At 62.8% G+C, this 19500-nt stretch carries 14 protein-coding genes; 7 read left to right on the top strand and 7 right to left on the bottom strand.

Features of this window, described 5'->3' with window-relative positions; all coding sequences use genetic code 11:
* Positions 1-80: 80 nt before the first annotated feature.
* Genes EKO19_RS05905 through EKO19_RS05890 form a run of 4 tightly spaced genes read left to right on the top strand, consistent with a single transcriptional unit; the run spans position 81 to position 4403 of the window.
* The gene (locus EKO19_RS05905; protein WP_217705131.1) at positions 81-638 is read left to right on the top strand and encodes a polysaccharide biosynthesis/export family protein; all 558 of its coding nucleotides are present in this window, start codon (positions 81-83) and stop codon (positions 636-638) included.
* Positions 625-1809 (top strand): porin family protein, encoded by a 1185-nt coding sequence (locus tag EKO19_RS05900; RefSeq protein ID WP_157995131.1) that lies wholly within the window; start codon positions 625-627, stop codon positions 1807-1809. The genes EKO19_RS05905 and EKO19_RS05900 overlap by 14 nt, the downstream gene beginning before the upstream one ends.
* Positions 1810-1825: 16 nt before the next feature.
* Positions 1826-3532, top strand: a complete 1707-nt coding sequence (locus EKO19_RS05895; protein ID WP_129775434.1) for a GumC family protein — start codon at positions 1826-1828, stop codon at positions 3530-3532.
* Positions 3533-3557: 25 nt separating this feature from the next.
* A complete protein-coding gene (locus EKO19_RS05890; RefSeq protein ID WP_129775433.1) occupies positions 3558-4403 on the top strand; it encodes a CpsD/CapB family tyrosine-protein kinase in 846 nt (281 codons plus the stop codon).
* Positions 4404-4587: 184 nt separating this feature from the next.
* Here the strand turns inward: EKO19_RS05890 and EKO19_RS05885 are convergent, their stop codons facing one another.
* Genes EKO19_RS05885 through EKO19_RS05870 form a run of 4 tightly spaced genes read right to left on the bottom strand, consistent with a single transcriptional unit; the run spans position 4588 to position 9416 of the window.
* Positions 4588-5214: a serine O-acetyltransferase gene (locus tag EKO19_RS05885; protein WP_157995130.1), complete on the bottom strand. Its 627-nt coding sequence runs from the start codon at positions 5212-5214 to the stop codon at positions 4588-4590.
* Positions 5211-6215 carry a lysylphosphatidylglycerol synthase transmembrane domain-containing protein gene (locus EKO19_RS05880; protein ID WP_129775431.1) on the bottom strand — a complete coding sequence of 335 codons (1005 nt, stop codon included), beginning with the start codon at positions 6213-6215 and terminating at the stop codon, positions 5211-5213. The genes EKO19_RS05885 and EKO19_RS05880 overlap by 4 nt, the downstream gene beginning before the upstream one ends.
* Before the next feature lie 17 nt (positions 6216-6232).
* Complete coding sequence (gene asnB / locus EKO19_RS05875; RefSeq protein WP_157995129.1) at positions 6233-8179, bottom strand: asparagine synthase (glutamine-hydrolyzing); 1947 nt, start codon at positions 8177-8179, stop codon at positions 6233-6235.
* A gap of 4 nt (positions 8180-8183) precedes the next feature.
* Positions 8184-9416, bottom strand: coding sequence for a glycosyltransferase family 4 protein (locus EKO19_RS05870; protein ID WP_175596964.1), 1233 nt, complete (start codon positions 9414-9416; stop codon positions 8184-8186).
* 131 nt (positions 9417-9547) lie between these two features.
* Between EKO19_RS05870 and EKO19_RS05865 the strand changes: the two genes are divergently transcribed.
* Positions 9548-10309 carry a class I SAM-dependent methyltransferase gene (locus tag EKO19_RS05865; protein ID WP_129775428.1) on the top strand — a complete coding sequence of 254 codons (762 nt, stop codon included), beginning with the start codon at positions 9548-9550 and terminating at the stop codon, positions 10307-10309.
* 11 nt (positions 10310-10320) lie between these two features.
* Here the strand turns inward: EKO19_RS05865 and EKO19_RS05860 are convergent, their stop codons facing one another.
* The 3 genes from EKO19_RS05860 to EKO19_RS05850 are packed head-to-tail and all read right to left on the bottom strand — an operon-like array spanning position 10321 to position 16008.
* Complete coding sequence (locus EKO19_RS05860; RefSeq protein WP_129775427.1) at positions 10321-13149, bottom strand: protein kinase domain-containing protein; 2829 nt, start codon at positions 13147-13149, stop codon at positions 10321-10323.
* 7 nt (positions 13150-13156) lie between these two features.
* The gene (locus EKO19_RS05855) at positions 13157-14218 is read right to left on the bottom strand and encodes an NAD-dependent epimerase/dehydratase family protein (RefSeq protein ID WP_129775426.1); all 1062 of its coding nucleotides are present in this window, start codon (positions 14216-14218) and stop codon (positions 13157-13159) included.
* A complete protein-coding gene (locus tag EKO19_RS05850) occupies positions 14215-16008 on the bottom strand; it encodes a glycerol-3-phosphate dehydrogenase/oxidase (RefSeq protein ID WP_129775425.1) in 1794 nt (597 codons plus the stop codon). The genes EKO19_RS05855 and EKO19_RS05850 overlap by 4 nt, the downstream gene beginning before the upstream one ends.
* Positions 16009-16379: 371 nt before the next feature.
* Between EKO19_RS05850 and EKO19_RS05845 the strand changes: the two genes are divergently transcribed.
* Both EKO19_RS05845 and EKO19_RS05840 read left to right on the top strand, forming a co-directional pair.
* Positions 16380-17756 carry a pectate lyase family protein gene (locus EKO19_RS05845; RefSeq protein ID WP_129775424.1) on the top strand — a complete coding sequence of 459 codons (1377 nt, stop codon included), beginning with the start codon at positions 16380-16382 and terminating at the stop codon, positions 17754-17756.
* Between the two features lie 194 nt (positions 17757-17950).
* Positions 17951-19483, top strand: coding sequence for an undecaprenyl-phosphate glucose phosphotransferase (locus tag EKO19_RS05840; RefSeq protein WP_129775423.1), 1533 nt, complete (start codon positions 17951-17953; stop codon positions 19481-19483).
* Positions 19484-19500: the final 17 nt, after the last annotated feature.

Here is a 19500-nt window from a genome sequence, read left to right as displayed (position 1 = left end):
AACGACACACTGCGTCGTTGGCACGTGACCTGCAAAGGCTAGGCCAACGTAACAAGCACGTAACTTACGGAGCAGAATCGATGACGAGAATGCGAGGGGTCTGGGCGACGCTGGTGATGTGTGTGCTGGGCCTGCAGGCCGCGCACGCGCAACAAGCGTCGTATGTCATCAAGCCCGGCGACACACTGGAGATCTCGGTGTGGAAAGAGCCCGACCTGCAGCGTCAGGTACTGGTGCGTCCGGACGGCGCCTTTTCATTTCCGTTGGTGGGCGAAGTCGATGCCCGCGGCAAGACCGTCGCCGATCTGAACAAGCTGGTGGCCGACCGGCTCACCAAATATATCTCCGGCGCGGTGGTGACCGTGTCGGTGCAGGAGATCAAGGGCAACAAGATCTTCGTGCTCGGCCAGGTCAACAAGCCCGGCGAATTCATCGTCAACCCCAGCGTCAACATCATGCAGGCGTTGAGCATGGCCGGCGGCATGACGCCGTTCGCCGCCACCAACGACATCATCGTATTGCGCGGGCAGGGCGATAAACAGACCGCGATGGCATTCCGTTATCCGGAAGTGGTTCGCGGCAAGAAGCTCGAAACCAACATCGAGCTGATCGCGGGAGATATCGTTGTTGTGCCGTAAGCGTTTGCCCGGGCGCTACTGGGCCAGCTTGCCGTTGGCGCTAGCTGCGTGCAGCGCCGGCGCGGCGAACTGGGAAGTCTCGCCTCGCGTGCAGGCGGGCTATCGCTACAACGACAACTATCACCTCGAGCAGCCGGGGGGCGAAGTTGAAGTGTCGGGTGCCGAGGCGGACGTCGGTGTGACTTTCAGAACGATCGACCCTCGCACCAACTTCGAGATCACGCCGCGGATCAACTCAACCTATTTTCCGAACGAAAAGGACGAAGACTCGAACGACTATTACCTGGACGGCGGCTTCTCCGATGTCACACCGCGCCGACGCATCAATGTGCCGTTCCTGTATTCGCAGGAAGACGTGGTGGACAGCGAGCTGCCGGGCACGAACGCGGGCGGCGACCTCGGAGAGCCCGGCACGGGCGATTCGGGACGGTTCCTGGTTCGCAACCGCCGCGACTTCTTCCGGATCGCGCCGTCGTTCGAGTATGACCTGACGCAGCGCTACCGGATGGCCCTGGATGCGCACTACCTTGAAGCCAATTTCGACAATCAAGTCCCCGGCGCGCAACGGGATTTCAGCGAGTTCGGCGCGGGCGGGGCATTCGGGTTCCTGACGACGCAACGTTCGACGCTGTGGGTGCGCGCCCTGGGTTTCCAGTACGAAACCACCGAGAAGACCGACGCCTACGGCGGCGAGGTTGAATGGAATACACAGTACTCTGAGAACTCGCGCGCCTATATCCGTGTAGGTGCTCAGCAGACCAAGCCGGAGAACGGCCCGAGCGATACCAACGTCATCGCCGGTGCCGGCGGTCAGTGGTCGACTCAACGTAATACCTTGTTCGTGGACCTGACCCGCAGCGTCGGGCCGGTTTCCGCGGGAACCGTGGTGGAGCGTTATCAGTTGCGTCTGAGGGTCGATCACGACGTATCGCAACGCTTTGCCCTGCGCGCCGGGGCTCGCCTCTCCCAGGACCAGGAAACCCAGAACGGCACTTATCCCACCCGCAAATACGCCATTGGCGAACTGGGCTTCGAGTGGCGCTGGATGCGGCAATGGTCGCTGGTGGGCAGCTACAACTATCGGTGGCAGGAATACGAAGACGAGCCTTCGGATGCCGACTCCAACAACTTCCTGATCGGCATCGTGTACGAACCGAAACGCGCTCAGTAACAAACCAAGCAGCTGTATGTCAGTAACTCCAACTCAGATGCAGACGCCTCCTCCCTATCCCGGCCTGGAGCCGGAAAGCTCCGGCATCGGCGACTATCTGGGCGCCCTGCGCAGACGACGCAAGCTGTTGCTGATGGTGGGCCTGCCCATCCTCGCGATCGGCGCGACGCTGGCGCTGGCGCTGCCCGACGTGTATCGCTCGGAAGGGCAGATCGAGATCGAAGGCGCGCAGGCGGTCAAACAAAACCCGAATGCGCTGGCGCAGGATCCCGAAGAGTCGCCGTACGCGGATCAGTACGTGCGCAGCCTGAGCACGGTGGTGTTGAGCGATCGCAATCTCGCGAAGCTGCTGGCCGAGCACAAGCTATATGACGATCAGGCGGACGATCCCGCCGGCGCGCTTCAGGAGCTGCGCGGTGACATCAAAGTCGACATCGTCACTGTGCCGATTCTCGATCCCAACACCGGTCGCGAACGCGATGTGGTGACGGCGTTCAGCGTCGCTTACGACAACAAACAGCCGCAGCGTGCCCAGGAAGGCGCGGAATGGCTGGTCAACGCCTTCCTCGCCGAGAATCGCAACGATCGGCAGCGCCAGGCCGGCGGCCGGGCGAAATTCTTCGCGGGTGAAGCCGAGCGCATGCGGACGCATGTCGGCCAGCTCGAGGCCAGGCTGGCCGAGTTCAAACAAAAGAACTCCGGCAAGCTGCCCGAGCTCAATGAGATGAATCTCAACGTGATGGATCGCACCGAGAACGACATCAACAACGTCGAGTCGCAGATGCAGGCGCTGCGTCGTGAGCGCGTGTTCCTGGTTTCCCAGCTGGCGCAGGCGCGGTCGGCCAGTCCCGAGGCCGGCAATCTGCGTGCGCTCGAAGACGAATATGCCCGCAAGAGCGTGCAATACGATCAGAGCCATCCGGACCTGATCATGCTGCGGCGTCAGATCGATCAGCTCAAGGCGGGCGGCTCCGGCGCCGGCCTGTCGTTGAAGGCCCAATTGCAGACGCAGCGTTCCATCCTCGCCGAAGCGCGCCAGCGCTACAGCGAAGATCATCCGGACGTGCAGCGTATCCAGCGCAACATCCAGTCGCTGGAGGCACGCATCGCTTCCGGTGAAACCGCCGATGTCAGCACTGCCGCCGATTCACCGATGGCCATGCAGCTGCAGACGCAGTTGAACGCCACCGACACGCAGCTGGCCGCTTTGCAGGCGCGTGCGATGGATTTGCGTACCAAGTTGAGCGGTCTGGAAGGACGTATCGTCGCGGCGCCCGAAGTCGAGCGTGAGTATCAGGCTGTGACTCGCGATCTCGCCGGCGCGCGTGCCAAGTACGACGAGCTGCTGAAGCGTCAGATGGATGCGGAAGTGAGCGAGGCGGCGATTGCCGGCGGCACGGCCGACAAATTCCAGGTGAAGTCGTCGCCGAAGATTCCCGACGATCCGGCCAAGCCCCAGCGCATCGCCATCATGATCATCGCAGCGGTGCTGGCCACGATCGCCTCGATCACCACGGTGATCCTCGCCCAGCTGTTCGATTCCACGGTGCGCAGTGCGCGCGATATTCAGGACATTCTGGGCGTCGCACCGCTGGCTTCGGTGCCTGTCATCAAGCGTCCCGGTGCCAAGAAGCGCAAGGGTGGGACACCGGCGTATGCTGCTACGGCGGTGGCGGCAATCGCGATCATGATATTCGCCGTGGTCGTTAGGTTCGTAGCCTGAATTTGAAAGTCACGAGAGCACGCAAATGAGCATTATCGAAGAGGCAGTGCGCAAGACCGCGGAACGCTATCAACGGCCTGCGCCGATGGGGCAGCAGCCGTCAGGCCGCCCTCGGCTGCGACGCGTGCCGCCTCCTGCCACGGAAACAGCGAATGTCCGGCGTTTCCAGCCGGTGACGTTGGACCGGGCCGTGCTGGATGACAACAGCATCCTGCCGCAGATAACCGACCCCGGCGCGCTGCGTGGTTACAAGATCCTGCGCACTCGTTTGCTACGGCGGCTGGAAGCCAATCAATGGCATTCCTTCGCGGTGACCGGCGCGACCCCCGGCGAAGGCAAAACACTCACTTCGATCAACCTGGCGATGGCATTCGCGCAGGATCCGAACACCTGGGTGGTATTGGTCGACCTGGATCTGCATCGCCCGAAGGTGGCCAGCTATCTGGGGCTGAACAACAGTCTCGGCGAGCGCGGCCTGACGGACTTTCTGCTCGGCGATGCGACGTTCGAGCAGATCATGTACTCGCCGGCCGGCATGGACCGGCTCGCCATCATTCCCAATTTCCAGACGGTCGCGAACGCGTCGGAGCTGCTCGCGTCGCCCCGCATGGATGAGCTGGTGCAGACACTGGAAGCGGAGACGCCGCGCCGGGTGGTGATCTTCGACATGCCGCCCGTGCTCGCCTCTGACGACGTGCTGGCGTTTTCGCCGCAAGTGGACGGCATGCTGCTCGTGGTCGCCGAAGGGCTCACCAGCCGCGATTCCTTGAAGAGCGCCAAGTCGCTGTTGCAGGAAATGAATTTGCTGGGGGTGGTGTTGAACCGATCCGAGGCGCAAGACGACGGGGCGTACTACTCGTACGCCCGCTGAGTCGAAGCTCCCAAAAGGGCTCAGGGGGAAAACAACCCCAGGCTATGACAAGGCCTGGGGTTGGTGTTTTCTAGGGAACATCCGATCAATTGCCATGCTTCGCCGATGGCAACTTCGCTCGGCGGAGCATTTCAACCAGTTGCAACATTGCTGAGGTCAGGGAAATCGATTAATCGGAGCTTCCCTAGGCCTCCGGTTCCTCTTCGGCCTGGTGCGCCGGGCGATTGCCGGCGTAGGAAATGATCTTGAAGCCCGGGTCGAGCACCGCAATGGCGTTGTCCGGCAGATCCTTGTGAATCACCGCGTTGGCGCCGATCTTCACGTTGTGGCCGATGTTGATCTTGCCGACCAGCCGCGCGCCCGGCGCGATATAGACATTGTCACCGATGGTCGGCGCGCCGCGTTTCTTGCCGGCACCGGACACGCCGATCGTGATGTTCTGAGAAAGATTGCAGTCGCGGCCGATCACCGCGATCGACGACACCGTGATGCCACCGTAGTGACCGATATATAAACCCGGTCCGACTTTCGCGCTCCGTGGAATCTCGATTCCCCACAGCGCCTGGATGAAGAAATCCAGAATCATATAAACGGGGTCGAACAGGAGGCGCAACAGTTTGGGCCGGCGACGGCTCCATTGCCCGAAGCGCAACACCAGCACCGCATGTACGCCGGGCGCGCGAGCGCACGTCAGCACCCGGCGCAGGGTACTTCCCGAGGTCATCGCATACCGACGCCGTAAATCCGCGCGCAACGGACTGTCCGTGCCAGGCTGACGCTTGGCAGTCAACGCAGAGCCATGTGCATTCATGTCGATGTTCTGATATTCGGACTTTCGCTCGCTGCAGCCACCGGTGCTACCGGCGGGCGGACCCCCGTGCGGGCCACGAGCATCAACCACCATGGAAACCATACAACGATCTGCAAAGCGCGGGCCGCTAGCGACACCGCGAGCGCATCTGCAGGCTTAACGCCTCCGAGGGCCATGATGGCTATGAAGATGCCCTCGTACACGCCAATACCGTCAAGAGAGATAGGCAAACGCGAGACCAGAATAGCCAGAGGCACCGCGGCAAACATGAATACCGGATTGAACGGGACTTCCAGCGCTCGCGCGACCAACCCATAGCAAGCAATGACGACCAGGTGTTCGACCAGGGTGAGCACCGAAAATGCCGCAATCCGGGGACGATCGGACGCCAGCGACGCATATGCCTCATGCAGGCGCTCGAGCAGACGCATGGCCTTGCTGTCCCTGAAGCGTGCGGGAACGAGCCGGAGCACCGAGTTCAGTGCGTGATCGGTAAATGAGAACACCAGGATGGTGATCCCGAACAGCAGCCCCGCCACGCCGAGCGCGAGCGCATAGTCGTACGCCGTGTCATTCGGCAGCATGGCTCGAAGCAGAATCAAGCTGGCGACCGCGGTCATCAAGGCGACGACGAAACCAATGCCGCGCTCGACCAGGATCGTCGCCAGCGTGTCATCGACGCGCACGCCGAAGCGACGCACGAGCATGACCCGAATGCCGTCGGCGCCGACCGTGCTCGGCAGTGCCAGGCCCCACATCATGGCACTACAGTAGACCATCAGCTTCTGTGCGAGAGAGATGCTGTAGCCCCGAATCTTCAGCAGCAGCCCCCACTTGTAACTCATCAGCACGCGGTCGATCAGGAACGCCAGCAGGGCCACGCCGGTCCACATCGGATCGGAATTGCCCAAGGTCACGAGCACCGCGTCCACATCGACGACGTAGATCAACAGCAACGCGCACAACAGCAGCGTGACGATGATCCGCAGCCAGGTTTTCATTGCTGATACAGCGGCGATCAGCTGGCGCGACGAGTGCCGTGCTCGTCGGCGGCGAGCTCGCGACGCAAGTCTTCTTTGGACTGGCCGAGGATGGACATGCGATACCAGATCTCCGCGTTGATCAGCAGCCACAGGCGGTTGCCGTGATCGGCGCGTTTGGCCAGATGTTCGTCGACGAGTTGCGCGATGGCCTGCCGGTCGAGCACGCGATCCTGTACCAGCTGCGATTGCCTCAGGCAGGACCGGTACAGGCGCGTGTATTCGGCCTGGAGCAGATAGGGCAGGGCGGATGAGAAGCCCTGCTTGGGACGATCCAGAATTTCCGAGGGCAGATAACGCGCCGCCAGTTTGCGTTGGATATAACGCAAGGTGCTGCCGCGCACTTTCATCGCTGACGGCAAGCGCGCGGCAAAGCTTGCGAGCTCGTGATCCATGAACGGGCTGCGGGCTTCCAGGCCATGAGCCATGCAGATCCGATCGGTAATCATCACCGGATGATTGGGCAGCCGCACCAGACTGTCGGCGTACAGCATTCGATCCAGATCGCCGCCTTCCGATTCTTCATACGGCCGGCGGATGGCCGCTTCCGCATCCAGATTCGGCCAGCGGTGCTGGACATCACGCGAGTACAACTGGCGGCGGCGCGTGGGGTCGAAATAGAAGTAATTCAGACTCGCCGCGTAACGCGCGCTGCCCGAATGGAACGATAAGTGATGCAGCCAGCGCAGCTGGTGGCCGATGCTCTTGTACCAGCCCGACTCGGGAATCATCGCCATCGCCGGCGCCAGCAGCTTGCGACGCAAGGTTTCCGGCAATCGGCTGTATCGAGCGGCGTACAGATTGCCGTAATAACGATCGTAGCCGCCGAACAATTCGTCGCCGCCGTCGCCGCCGATCACGACCTTGACGTGCCGACGCGTGAACTTCGCCAGCAGCCAGGTGCACAGTGACAGTGGATCCGACGGCTCATCGAGGGCCCACACCAGATCGGGTAGATGCGCGGCGATCTCGGGCTGCACGCGCTCTTCATGGTGCTCGGTGCCAAACAGCTTCGCGACGGCGCGAGCGGCGGGCGCTTCGTCGAAACGCTGATAGTTCAGGCCCATGGTGAAGGTCGGCAGATGCTTGACCTTCAAGTCCCGCGACAACATCGCGACCAGCAGACTCGAATCCATGCCGCCGCTCAGGAACGCGCCGACCGGCACATCGCTCTCCATGTGCAGCCGAAGCGTCTCCTGCAGCCTGGCCTGCAACTCGTCGAGCAACTGTTCTTCGGTGCCTGCAAGCTTGGGGTTCTGTTGCAGATGCCAGTAACGACGGATTTGCGGCGTGCCGCCCGATTCGAGCGACAGCAGATGACCTGGCGGCAGTTTATGAATGCCCTCGTACATGGTCAGCGGCGCATCGATGAGCCGCAGGGCGAGATATTGATCCAGCGCCGCGAGATTCATCCGCTGCCGGCGCCGGTCCAGCGCTCGCAGCGCCTTGATCTCGGACGCGAAGGCGAAACCCTGTTCGCCGGCGCTATAGAAGAAAGGCTTCTGTCCCAGATGATCGCGCGCGGCCAGCAACCGCTTGCGCTTCGTGTCCCACAAAGCGAACGCGAACATGCCGCGCAAGTGATCGACCAGACGGTCGCCGTGACGTTCGTACAGACCGAGAATGACTTCGCAGTCGCTGTTCGTCGCAAAGCGATGACCGTCCTGCTCCAGACGCTGACGCAGCTCGCGGTAGTTATAGATCTCGCCATTGCAGACCAGCACCAGCGAGCGATCTTCGTTGTACAGAGGCTGTCGTCCGCCGGCCAGATCGATGATGGACAGCCGGCGATGGCCCAGCGTCGCATGCGGGTCGTGATGAATGCCTTCGCCGTCCGGGCCGCGATGCTCGAGCGCACCGAGCATGCGCTTGAGCGCGTGCTCCCGTTGCGGGTCGGAATTGATGATGCCAGCAATGCCACACATGCGGTTAGCGGTTAGCGGTTGGGGGTTGGTTGGAGGCGGCGTCGAGAGTGTTGATCGGGCGGCGCTGTTTCTTGCCGGCCGCCCGGCGCGAGCCATCGATAGCGCGTTCGAAGATGGCTTCGTAACGGGCGGCGCAGGTATCGATGAAATAATTCTCGACCAGTTTCCGGTTGTGACGACCCTGGCGCTCGCGTGCTTCGCGGTCCTGCTGCAGCTCGAGCAAGGCATGCACGAACGCTTCTTGATCGTTGAGCTTGACGACCTGCCCGGTCTCGCCCGTGACCAGGAAGTCCGTCTGTCCGCCGCGGTCGTAACACAGCACGGGCAGCCCGAACGCCATGGCTTCCAGGAACACCAGGCCGAAGCCTTCATGCTGGCTGGCCGTGACGAATGCATCGGAAACGGACAGCGCCGCGTATTTCTCCGCGTCCGAGACTTGTCCAAGCATGTGCACCCGGTTGCGAACGCCGAGCTCCGTCGCGCGCTTCTCGACGGCAGGCGCATCCGGCCCGTCGCCAACGATCACCAGATGCGCATTGGCGATATTGCTCGCGGCGAAATTGTCGATGAGCTGTATTGTCGCCTTGCGCGCGACCAGCCGGCCGATGGTGACCATCACGAACGCATCGTTCGGCAGTCCCAGATCCTGACGAGCCGCGGCGCTCACCGGCGGCGGCCGGTCGATCCCGAGAGGAATCAGCTCGACCGGACGCTGCACGCCGTAGAGCTCCGTCACATGGCGCACGGTGTCGCGAGACTGACCGACGACATCGTCAGCGGCGCGAAGCATCCAACGAACGGCCGAGCGCAGCGGTGCATGCAAATGCGGCGAGCTGCCTTTGCTGGGGTCAAACAGATCGCCGCCATGGACCGACAAAACATTGGGCACATCGTGCCAGCGGGCCAGTGCATGGCCGAGCGGACCGGTCGGAACGACGAAGTGGGTGTTGATCACATCGAAGTCATTCCTGTTGAAGCGCAGGCCACGGAAAAATCCTGTCGGCAGATACGCCGCCATGGACGGGAAGTTCGCCACCGCCAGCTCACGGCGAAAGAACACCGGGACCCGCATCACGCGCACGCCGCCGTCGCGATCTTCGGAAAGCAGATCGCCGGCTCGGGACGTGAGCACTGTCACTTCGTGCCGACGGGCCAGCTGTCTCGCGAGCGCCGCCATGACGACGCCGCCACCCCCGCCCAGCGGTGGATATTCGTAGTTACAGAAAAGGATGCGCATTGTCCGCGAAAACGAGCAAGTTCCATGCCGCCAGCGCCGCGGCCAACTCATGTAATTTCGGGGAACTATTGATGCCGTCAACGATTTAGCCGAATGACCTCGCGGTCAGAAGTCTCTGGGGAAATTGGCTCATGAGTGCTCAGCCCATCGTTACCGAACGCGCGGTGCCACAACGTCGGGTGCTGGCGGCGCGCCTGGAACCGTTCGATTCGTATTGGCAGGCGCCTGCCAACATCGAGGCGGGCTACAGCTCGTTCGCGGCCTATTACCGGGCCAACTACCTGTCCCATCTGCCGGCCGACAAGGGCACCCGGATTCTGGTGGTGAGTTGTGGGCCGGGCTATCTGGTCAATGTATTAGCTCAGGCCGGCTATAAGGCCGTCGTAGGCATCGATTCGGATCCGGCCAAGGTCGAGCATGCGCGTCGTCGTAACTTGCCGTGCGAGGCGGCCGAAGCGTTTCCTTATCTGGAGAAGTGCCGGGGGGAGTTCGACGTCATCATTCCCGAGCAGGAACTGAATCATCTCACTCACGAAGAGACCATCGAATTCCTGCAGCTGTGTCACGCCGCGCTGCGCCCGAACGGTCGGGTGATCGTGTATGCGATGAACGGCGCCAACCCGTTCGTCGGCGCTGAAAACCTTGCTCACAACATTGATCATTTTTACATCGTCACGGAATACAGCCTCGGCCAGCTGTTGCAGCTGGGCGGCTTTCGCGACATCAAACCGTTCGCGTTGAAGCTGTATGTGTTCTGGAAGAATCCGTTGAATTATGTCGGCCTGGCCGTGACCAGCGTGCTGGAGCTGGGCATGCGGATTCTGTTCAGGATGTATGGGAAGAAAGTGAACGTGCTGAGCAAGAAGGTCGCGGCGGTGGCGATTCGTAGTTAACCACGCAGCGTTCAATCATCGTCGCGAATGACGGCTTCGGCGCGACTGATCTTGCCGATCCTGGCGGCTTTGGGCGAGGACAGCTCCACGTAGAACGTCTCGTCGCCTTCCTTCAGCAGGTCGTTACGCAGCGGCACATAGATCGCCCGTTGCGCCTGGCCGTCGGCGAACGTCACGGTGCCCGAGGCATCGGACGCGAAATCGATGCCCGCATCCGCCGTGCCGCTCACAGCCTTCCAGCTCACGCTCGCGCGACCCGATAACGGTTGCGAGCGTTTGATCAGAAACACGGCGGCGACCGACGACTCGCTGGTCACGACGCTGGAAGATTCGAATGAGATCTCGCTGGTCGGTGCCGCGGGCTTTGGCTTGCTGGCTGTGGCAGCAGGTGCTGCTGTTTTCGCGTCGTCGGCAGGAGTCGTGTCCGTGGCTTCTTGCGCTGGCGCGGAGGTCGCCTGTTCAACTGCCTCGGGTTGTTTGGCTGCCGCCGGCTCTGGCACGGCCGGCAAGGATGTCGTTGCCGGGACGAGCGATGGCGTCGGCCCATCGTCGGGCGTGTTGTGAGCCTGGAAGGCGAAGTATGTGACCAGCAGCGCCGCTGCAATGAAGGCGAAGAATCCCCAGCTGCGCTGCTTGGGCATCAGGTCTGCGGGTAGTTCGGCGGGCACAACTTCCTCAGGATCGACGTGGACTGGCATCGGCGCGGCAAGCACCGGCTGCTCGGGAGTCAGGCGCGTCAGCAGTTCCTCGACGCTCGCGGGACGCTGCTCGCGCTTCCACGACAGGGCCGAGAGCAGAGAGAGCCATTGAGAGGTCGACAGGTTCCATGCGCGCGGCGGAATCTTCGCCTCGTCGCGTGCCTGCAACGACGACTGCCGGCCGAACGGGTGCTGGCCGGTAAGGAGCTCGTACGCCACGCAAGCAAAACTGAACACGTCGTCGCGTCGATCGGGGGTTTCGCCGCTGAGCACTTCCGGGCTCGCGTACGTCGGCGTGCCCGCCGGAATGCGGGAGTCGTTGGCGCTCGGACCGGCGGCGGTGCCGAAGTCGACGATGCGCACTCCTTCTTCGGGCGTGATGAAAACATTGCCGGGTTTGAAGTCGCCGTGCACGACGTTCTGGCTGTGCGCGTAACTGAGCGCTTCGGCACTCTGGTTCAGGATTTTGTAGGCCAGTGAGGCGGGCACCATGGTCCAGTCCCGCAGCAGTTGCGAGAGCAGCTTGCCGTGGACCAGTTCCATGGTCATGAAGCAGTGGCCTTCGTCTTCGTGCAATTCGAGTACGCGGACGATGCTCGGGTGAGAGAGCAGCTTCGCGTGCTCGAACTCGTGCTTGAGGCGCTTTGCCGCGCGCTCTGGATGACCCAGCTCGGGTCGCGGTGTTTTGATTGCGACCTGCATGTTGGGAGCCGTGCCTTTAGCGGACAGCATGTCGCGAGCACGGAAGACGATGGCAGTGCCACCGCAACCGATGACTTGCTCGAGCAGGAAGCGATCACAGAGCACCTTGCCAGGCGCCAGCGCCGCCGGTCGCGGCGGTTCAGCGGACTTCAGCGCGGAGATTTTGCGCGGGATCGTGGTCGTCGCGAGCTTGACGTTCTCGCCGGAGACGTCGTCGGTTTCATCGGTGCTGTCCCATGGAGTCTTGTTTTCCAGGACAGGAGCGCGTGCTGGAGTCTCTGAGGCAGGAGGAGCGATTGCGCGTTCCGAGGTCTCCAGGGTAGGAGGGGCCATCGCACGTGCTTGAGTCTCCAGAGTAGGAGGCGCCATCGCACGTGCTTGAGTCTCCAGGGTAGGAGGGGCCATCGCACGTGCTTGAGTCTCCAAGGCAGGAGGAGCTATTGCGCGTGCCTGTGTCTCCAGGGCAGGAGGAGCTGGCGCGCGTGCCTGGGGCTCCAGGGCAGGAGGAGCTGGCGCGCGTGCCTGGGGCTCCAGGGCATCGAGGGCCATTGCGCGTGCGGGCACATCGACCGTCGCCGAGCCAGTGGCCGCCGGCGGCGCGGACACGAAAGGCTCGCGACGACCGAACGGCAAAGGCATGCGCGCCGTCGCATCGATGGCCGGCTTCGGCGGCTCCGCTGCCGCGATCTTCGCTGTCGACGCGTGGTCGCGAGTCGCGAAGGGGCCAGTCGCGTTGAACTGCGCGTCGGTGGGGCGCGCCACGATCGGCGGCTCCGTCGGAGCCACGAACTTCGCTGTCGACTCGGGATCGCGAGTCGCGAAGGGGCCGGTCGCGTCGAACTGCGGGTCGGTGGAGCGCGCCACGATCGGCGACGCCGTTGGAGCCGCGATCTTCGCTGTCGACGCGGCGTCGCGAGCAGCGATGGGGCCGGTCGCGTCGAGCTGCGAGTCCGTGGGGCGCGCCACGATCGGAGGCTCGGTCGGAGCTGCGAACTTCGCGGTCGACGCGGCGTCGCGAGCAGCGATGGGGCCGGTCGCGTCGAACTGCGCGTCGGTGGGGCGTGCCACGATCGGCGGTTCGGTCGGAGCTGCGAACTTCGCGGTCGACTCGGGATCGCGAGGGGTCGACTCGGGATCGCGAGTAGTCGCGCGGTGTGATTCCTGTGTGGGCGCGCGACCGACGGTCGCCGGGTGTGGCTCTTCTGTGGGCGCGCGGGTCGGCTCGTCGAGGGACTCGGGTTGCGGCGACGGGCTCGCAGCCGTCGAGGGGTGCGCATCGCTCTTGGCGATGTCGACGGTGCTGGGCTCCAGGTCCGCCGTGAATTCGTCGTGCACGTCGGCCGTCGAGTCGAGGTCGGTACTCGGGGGCCGCTGGTGGAAGCGTCGCTGGCGCAGCTGGCGCGCGCGCGCACGAAATGAGCCGTGAAAATTCGCTGACATAGTGTTCTTAAGCCGATTGTCGATCGGCGACCTCCGTAATGGCGGGGCGCGGCAACAGGCCGCGCGCCCGATACCAGCTGACGGTGTCGGCCGCCCCGGTCCGGAAATCGATCGCCGGTTGAAAACCTAGCAACGACTGTGCCCGGGTTGTTGAAAATACGAAAGACTTGCGAAAGAAATCCAGTCGTCGAGTGTGCAAGGGTGGCGCAATGTGCAGGGGTGGCAGCGTGGTCTCCATCACGCGAGCCGCGGCGATGAAGGGCAACATCGGCACCCGCAGTCGCGGCGGTTTGCGCTCCAGTACGAGCGCGATCTGCCGCACCATCTCCTCGGTGGTCATAATCTCGCGGCCGGCGAACACGAATTTTCCGCCCACCGCCTGCGGGTGTTGCGAGGCCAGCAGCAGGCCGCGACCCAGATCGTCGACGTGTATGCACTGCCGACGATTGGTGCCGCTGCCGATCATGACAAAGTGACCGCGCGCGATACTCCGGAACAGCTTGAGCAGTCGGCCATCGCCGGGCCCGTATGTCTCGGCGATGCGCACGATGCAGGTTTCGAAGTGATGCGCGAACGACTGCACGATGCCTTCGGCCTCGACCTTGGTCTGCGTGTAGACGTTCTCCGGACGCAACGGACTGTCTTCGTCCAGCAACGATTCGCTTGCTTCGCCATAAACGCCTATGGTGCTCCCATAGACGAAGCGGCGGACGTTGTGGTCCCGACAGGCACCCAGCAGCGTACGCACGGCGTCCACGTTGACGGCGCGGAAATAGCTCTCGGGCATCTCGGCCTCGTGTTGAGCGGCGGCCAGATGAATCACTGTATCGCGCCCTTGCAGCAGTCGATCGACCAACGCCAGATCCTGCAGCACACCCGCTTCGACGCGGACGCCGGCGGCGCGCAACTCTTGCAGCCGCTCCTTCTCTATGGCGATCTCGGCACGGCCAGTGGCCAGGACATCGATGCCGAGTTGATGGGCGCGTAGCGCGAGTCGCGAGCCAATGAAGCCCGTGGCTCCTGTTACGAGCAGTTTCTGGGGAGAAGTTGAAGTCGGGAATGAAGTCATGCAGTCGCTCTTACCGTGGTTTCTGCAAGCATCGCGCCATGACTCGGCGATGCAGTCTCACTGGCGGGGTCAACAGCTGTTCGATGCGCCGCTCGATCTGATGCAACCCTCGAGCTGGAGTCGCGCGCTAAATGCGTTTGCAGAGTGTGTTCCGTCCTGGCGATCTCCTGATTCAAACGCTCGGCTGACCACGACAACAGTCGGCCCATCTCAGCCGCGGTGGCGAGCAATGCTGCCCGGCCTGGATGCGAGCCGGCGGCAAGATCCGTTCGGCGCATAACTACGTCGTCCAGATGCACGGCCATCTCGTGGCTCACCGCGTAACGGACTTCAGCGGTGAGAGTGCCTGTGCCCGGAATAGTTGCAATGGTGGCGTTGCTGCCTTCGTCGAGCACGCTGCGGTACTGAGTGCCGTGGTTGCGAACCAGCGCTTGCATGCTCTGCATGCTGACGCCCGGCGGCGATGCGCGGCAGGCATCGGCCTCGAAGCTCGCGAAATTCTCGATGTCGCCGCCCGGCAGCGGCAGCCGATCGCTGGCGGATTCAGCCGGCGCGCGATCGGCTTGTTTCAACAGCAGGTTGAGCGCGCGAGCCGCATCGACACGCGCCATCGTGAAGCGGATGCCGACCAGACTGACCAGGCCATTGACGTTATGTGCCTGCCGATGGTCGGTGAGGCGCGATTCCTTGCCGAAACTCAGCTCGGTGGCGGTCGCGGTTTCACCGAACGGCACCAGGCCACAGTGCGCGAAGCTCACTTCCTCGGGTTTGAGCTGCAGGGTCGGATAGACGGTGTTGATCTCCGCCATCCATTCCTCGATCTCCTCGGGCAGCACGCGGGCGCGATCCGGAAACTCTGGAAATAACTTGTGCCAGACCCCGAGCAAGGTCTTGTCGCGCCAGGGCGCGGCGAACAGATGGCGCGTCTGACGGCCGAGCAGGGCGTCTTTGTCCCGGCTCAGGCCTTGAATGGCGATGCCGTGAGACGACGAGGGCACGCGATCGATGATGAAGTACGCATCGCGCGAGAACGGCAGGCGCTTCGGGGTGCCGAAATGCTGGGCGTCGTTCTGCAGATAGTCGGCCCACGGGCCGGCGGCGTTGAGTGTCAGGCGGGCGCGTACATCGAATTCATCGCCGGTGAGCTGGTCGCGAACCCGCGCGCCCCGTACGGTGCTGCCCGACCAAAGAAAGCGGACCGCCTCGGCGTAATTACAAACATCGGCGCCGGCCTCGGTCGCGCCCTTGACGAAAGCGAGCACCAGTCGCGCGGCGTTGTACATCTGCCCGTCTTCGAACACCACTGCACCGCTCAGGCCGGGCGTCTGCAGATGAGGAAACATACGCAGCACTTCATCGCGGGAAAGCAGCCTCGTATTGCCGATCTTACGATCAGGATCACGAATGCCGCGATTGCGATCCAGTGTGAACAGGTCGTATACGCGTGCTCCTGTACCCAGAAAAACTTTGCCGCTGCGACCGTACCCATAGGTGGGGATGGCGATCGGCAGGGGGCTGACCAGATGCGGAGCGATTCGCAACAGCGCCGATCTCTCGTGGCACGAGCCTCGCAGACGAGGAATGTCTGCGTGCTGCAAATAACGAATGCCGCCATGGACCATCTTGAAACATTCGGCCGAGGCGCCGCCGCCGAAATCGTTGCGCTCGATCAGCGCCGTCCTCAGGCCACGCAAGGCTGCATCGCGCGCGGCGGCGGCACCGAAGGCTCCGCCACCGATGATCAGCAAGTCATATTCGTTTCGTGCCAGCGTCGCTGTCGTACGTTGCATCCGACGATTACCCGAGGTGTTCGCTACCAACGCATGCAATGCACTTTCAGTGCCCACCGCGCAGGGATTTTTTGGGCACGGCTCGCTGCCCGTTGCGACGAGGGCGCAGGGCGCGTTTGCGAAAGCGACTACTGTCGTTGTTCGAGCGCAGGGAATCGACCTACGCGAACCCGGTACGGCTGGGTGGGGCTTCAGGGCTTAGCCGATGTAATCGTTGCAAGCCAACTTGTAACTTTTCTCCCGAGTTGCTACGCGGCTCGCCCTTTTTTCTTGTGCACGAAATGCTTGGTGGCAGGCCTCGGCTGGCTCCGCGCGCCGCTGCTGAAACTCTCAATGGAGCTATGACGTTAATGACTGCGAAGATTTCCGCCATGAAGCCAACGATTCGCCGACTCGCCGCCGCCGTGGCGCTTGCCTGCGGAATGGCGCCGCTTGCCCACGCTGTACCGGTGATCCCAGGAGCCATCGGTCACGGCATCACTACGCCTGCCGGTCGCGGCGGTCAGGTGATTCGCGTCACCAACACGAATTACTCGGGCGCCGGCTCCCTGAAAGCCTGCGTCGACGCGAGCGGCCCTCGCGTCTGCGTGTTCGAAGTGTCCGGCACCATCACGCTCGACGACGACCTGACCATTCGCAATCGTTACATCACGATCGCCGGTCAGACCGCGCCGTCGCCCGGCATCACGCTGCGTGGCTCGGGCTTGTTGATCAAAGCCTCGGACGTGCTGGTTCAGCACATTCGCGTTCGTCCTGGCGACGGCCCTGGCGGCGAGCCGCCGATCAATCGCGACGCTCTGAAGATCGAAGCGCCGGAGGCCGCGCCGATCAGCAACGTGGTCGTCGATCATTGCACCTTCACCTGGTCGATCGACGAGATCGCCAGTGCCTGGCAGTACTGGAACAACATCAGCCTGCTCAACAACATTTTTGCCGAGCCGCTGCATCAGTCGATTCATCCCGAAGGCAATCACGGCTTCGGCGTGCTGATCGGACCGGTCGACGGCAACGCCACCCTGGCGGGCAACCTGTTCGCCGACATGCAGTCGCGCAACCCGATGACGGCCGCGTCGCGCACCGTCATCGTGAACAATCTGATTTATAACTGGGGCAATACGGCGGTCGATCTGCAGAGCCGTGGCCTGGTCACGCAGAACTCGGTGGTGGGTAATGTGTTCCTGCGCGGCCCGGATACCGCAGGCAGTCACGCCCCCGTCGGCTTGCGTGCCGACTCGGCGACGCTGCGTCCGGGCGCGAAGGTGTTCTTGCAGGACAACCTGGCACCGGGTGCCGCCAACACGACCGATGCGTGGTCCTCGTCGGTCGCGGGCTCGATCTACGGTTCGTTGACCCTGGCGAACTTCAAGTCGACGTCGCCGCTCGCCTGGCCGGCCACGATGACGACGCTGCCGACTTCGGAGAACGTCGTGAAGGAGCACGTGCTCAAGTACGCCGGTGCCCGTCCGGCCGATCGCGATGCCGTGGACGCCCGCATCATCAGTCAGACGCGTGCTGGCACGGGCCGCATCATCAACTGCGTGGCCGCGAATGGCACAACCCGATGCGAGCGTAATGGTGGCGGCTATCCGAACCTCGCTCAGAATCGTCGCGCGCTGACGCTGCCGGCGAATCCGAATGAAGTGACTGCGAGTGGCTACACCAATCTGGAGTTGTGGTTGCAGCGCATGGCCGCGGAAGTGGAGGGGCGCGCGCCGAGTTCTCCGCAAGCGCCGACGTTGAATCGGTAACTTCTACAAGCCTCTCTTTGTAAATTCGGTGAGCCCGCTCGACAGCGACGGGCTCAGCCGATAACTTCGCTCAAGCACGGCGCGGGAGACAGCCATCTCTCGCGCCGCCGCGTTCATGGTACGTATCTTGCTGTTACCTATCGATAGGTCCTGGCGACCCGTCGAATGTTCTCAAGAGTTCGTGGATCCATTGAATGAGCGCAGTTCCCGACAGCGCGGTCCGGAGCACAGTGAAGCTGACGGGCGCGCCGCAGCCGCGGCTGTCACAAGTAAAGCTTCCCGACACGCCCATCCCTCAGCAGACGGCCGCCTACGACATCACGCCGCCGTTGCTGTTCAAGCGCCAGTCGGGGCTGGCGGCGATTTATTTCTCGTTGCGCGCGACCGCTCCGGCCGCCGTTTCGATTCTTACTTTATATGTACTGGCCGAGCTGAGCGGCACCGCATCGACTGATGCGTTCAGCGCGGTGACGATCATCGTCACCCTTCTTTCGATCACCTTGCTGCAATCGCCGCGCACGCCGGCGGCCGAATTGATTACGCCGCGCCTGGTAATCTCCAAGGGATTGTTGATTCGCTGGTCGGTACTGCTGGTGGCGTTGCTGGCGATCGGCTCCATCACCGGCTATCCGCGCGCGTATTCGACGCCAGTGATATTGATCTGGGCAGTCGCGACGCCCGCACTACTGATTCCCAGTATGTTGGTGCTGGACGAACTGGCGCGGCGTCTGCTGTGCCGGCCGAGCAACGGGCGCAAGGTGGTGTTCGCCGGTTATAACAAGACCAGTCAGCAGTTGGCCGAGCGTTTCTCGCGGCACGCCGAGCTGTGCATGCGGGTACAAGGCTTCTTCGATGATCGCAGCGCGCAGCGGCTCGAAGCGGCTGACAACCAGAAGTTGCTGGGCCCGTTGTCGCAATTGCCCGAGTTCATCAAGCAAAACGACATCGACGTGATTTTCATCTCCTTGCCGCTGCGTCACATCCGTCGCGTGCAGGATCTGCTGGACAAGCTCGGCGACACGACTGCGTCGCTCTATTACTTGCCCGATGTGCTCGTCTCCGATCAATTCCAGGCGCGCACCGGCGAGATCCTGGGCGTGCCCGTCATCGCCATGCGCGAAAGTCCGTTCTACGGCTATCGTGGCGCGGCCAAACGGCTGATGGATCTGGTCATCGCCGCCACCGCATTGATCGTGACTGCGCCGGTGCTGCTGGCGATCGCGGCCGCGATCAAACTCACCAGCAAAGGTCCGGTGCTGTTCCGGCAGCGGCGCTACGGCCTGGATGGCCGTGAGATCACGATCTACAAGTTTCGCACCATGACCGTCACCGAAGATTCCGGCTGGCTGGATCAAGCCAGCCGCAACGACGAGCGCATCACCGCGCTCGGACGCATCCTGCGACGCTGCTCCATCGACGAGATGCCACAGCTCATCAATGTCCTGCAGGGGCGCATGAGCCTGGTCGGCCCACGCCCGCATGCCGTCGGTCACAACGAAGAGTATCGGCGTCTGATCAAAGGCTACATGGTGAGGCACAAAGTCCCGCCGGGAATCACCGGGCTGGCGCAAATCAGCGGCTTCCGAGGGCCAACGCCCCGCCTGCAGGACATGCAGGGCCGGGTGCATTGCGACCTGGAGTACTTGCGCAACTGGTCGCTGTGGCTGGATCTGAAGATTCTGGTGCTGACCGTGCCGAAACTATTCAAGACCGATAAGGCTTACTAGGACAACTGGTGGAGGGG

Origin of the sequence: Peristeroidobacter soli, from assembly GCF_004138485.1 — a bacterium.
Classification (GTDB): Bacteria; Pseudomonadota; Gammaproteobacteria; order Steroidobacterales; family Steroidobacteraceae; genus Steroidobacter; species Steroidobacter soli.
This window is presented reverse-complemented; position numbering and strand designations above follow the sequence as displayed.